Source organism: Microcystis sp. M53603_WE2 (genome assembly GCF_030065435.1).
The window spans coordinates 1-1,910 of sequence record NZ_JASJFF010000123.1 but is presented as its reverse complement, the minus strand read 5'-3'; the positions used below and the strand labels follow the sequence as shown (position 1 = coordinate 1,910).

Here is a 1,910-nt window from a genome sequence, read left to right as displayed (position 1 = left end):
TCAACAATTTAGCAGCATTGTACAAATCCCAAGGCAGGTACACAGAAGCAGAACCTCTCTATCTAGAAGCTTTAGATTTGTGTAAACGACTCTTAGGAGACAATCATCCCGATGTGGCAACTTCCCTCAACAATTTAGCAGCATTGTACCATTTCCAAGGCAGGTACAAAGAAGCGGAACCTCTCCTTCTAGAAGCTTTAGATTTGTATAAACGACTCTTAGGAGACAATCATCCCGATGTGGCAACTTCCCTCAACAATTTAGCAGGATTGTACGATTCCCAAGGCAGGTACACAGAAGCGGAACCTCTCTTTCTAGAAGCTTTAGATTTGTTAAAACGACTCTTAGGAGACAATCATCCTAATACAAAAACCTGTCGTAATAATTTACAAAGGCTGCGACAACAGCAAAAACCTACTTCTTTAACTTGGTGGCAGTGGATTATCGTTACTCCTATAGTTATTCTATGGATGCAGTGGATTATCGTTACTCCTATAGTTATTCTATGGATGCCGTTTTATTTGCTATGGATGCTCACTCGGTGGCTAGTGCGTCGCTTTATTAGGTAAAGAGTCTAAACTATGATTGATGCGATTATGGGATAGACTATAATTGATCATTGATAAAGACTTGCCAAATACAACACAATCATAGTATTCACTCAATCATTCAAATCACAGCTTAGACTTATTATAGGAATCTTCCAGACTCTGTGCGATAAGCTTAACCTACAACATAATCGATCTTTGTGTCCTTTGTGCCTTTGTGGTTCCTTCCATTCCCTCGCCAGTAGGACTGTATCTTAGAATACATTTTACCCACCAAATCCAAGAGAGCCATAACTGATAACTGATTAGCAAGGAATAAAACCATGAACACTAAAGAGAGACTATTGCAAGAGATTGAACAAGCACCGGATTCTTTAATAGAAGAAACTTTGAACTTCCTCCTTTCAGCACAAGCTAGTTATGCTAAATCTGAAAGTAATGTAGGGGAGGCAATATTAAAGCTTCTGGAAGAGATGCCATTAGACAATGACGACTTAGAAAAGTTGCCTATAGATCTTGCTAATCAACATGATCATTATCTTTATGGAGTTCCCAAATCCTAAGCAAAGCCGAAACTAAAGTTTATAGTATCATAGCAATGAAAACCATCTTTGCAGACACATTTTATTGGGTTGCTCTCATTAACAATCGTGATGATTGGCATGAGAAAGCTATAGAAATGACAAGGAAACTCCAGCAGGTAACAATAGTGACAACCGATGAAGTCTTTATTGAAGTTTTCAACAATCTATCTGCTTATGGAATGTCAGTTAGACGAAAAACCTTACAAGTTATTAGAGGCTTACAAAATAATCCCCAAATCTTAGTTATACCTCAAACTCATCAGACGTTCCAATCAGGATTAGATTTATATCAAAATCGTCCAGATAAGGATTACAGCTTAACAGATTGTATATCCATGCAAACAATGCGCCAAATGAATATAAATGAAATTCTTACTCACGATAAGCATTTTACACAAGAAGGATTTTTCATTTTATTTCAAAATATAGAGTTACATTAGATTTGAGAAAACGACTACTAGGAGACAATCATCCCCATGTGGCAACTTCCCTCAACAATTTAGCACAATTGTACTATTATAAAGGCAGATACTCAGAAGCAGAACCTCTCTATCTAGAAGCGATTAATATTTTCAGAGAAGGATTAGGGGAAAATCATCCCCATACTCAAATCGTTTATCAGAACTATCTGAGGATGCTGTCTTAACTATGATTGGAATGATTGAATGATGAACTATGACTAGGGAGCTAGTTAAGAGTGGATTAGAGATGAAGATTGATTGAATGAACCAATCATAGTTAAGACCGTTGGAAAAGAGGGTTCGTAGGCGCACGGATT

The 1,910-nt window shown here is 37.3% G+C and carries 4 protein-coding genes; all 4 read left to right on the top strand.

The genetic code is table 11. The annotated features are described in order from the left end of the window. The coding region (locus PX481_RS02940; protein WP_288093593.1) for a tetratricopeptide repeat protein at positions 1 to 569 on the top strand (569 nt) is incomplete at its 5' end. Between the two features lie 302 nt (positions 570 to 871). Further along, complete coding sequence (locus PX481_RS02935) at positions 872 to 1,111, top strand: hypothetical protein (RefSeq protein WP_002735146.1); 240 nt, start codon at positions 872 to 874, stop codon at positions 1,109 to 1,111. A gap of 35 nt (positions 1,112 to 1,146) precedes the next feature. Then, complete coding sequence (locus tag PX481_RS02930) at positions 1,147 to 1,572, top strand: type II toxin-antitoxin system VapC family toxin (protein WP_002756072.1); 426 nt, start codon at positions 1,147 to 1,149, stop codon at positions 1,570 to 1,572. A 2-nt stretch (positions 1,573 to 1,574) separates the two neighbouring features. Then, positions 1,575 to 1,778, top strand: a complete 204-nt coding sequence (locus PX481_RS02925; protein ID WP_288056006.1) for a tetratricopeptide repeat protein — start codon at positions 1,575 to 1,577, stop codon at positions 1,776 to 1,778. Positions 1,779 to 1,910 lie beyond the last annotated feature (132 nt).

Coding starts and splice junctions, on each gene's coding strand:
- PX481_RS02930 (WP_002756072.1), top strand. CDS start 1,147: ATGAAAACCATCTTTGCAGACACATTTTATTGGGTTGCTCTCATTAAC.
- PX481_RS02935 (WP_002735146.1), top strand. CDS start 872: ATGAACACTAAAGAGAGACTATTGCAAGAGATTGAACAAGCACCGGAT.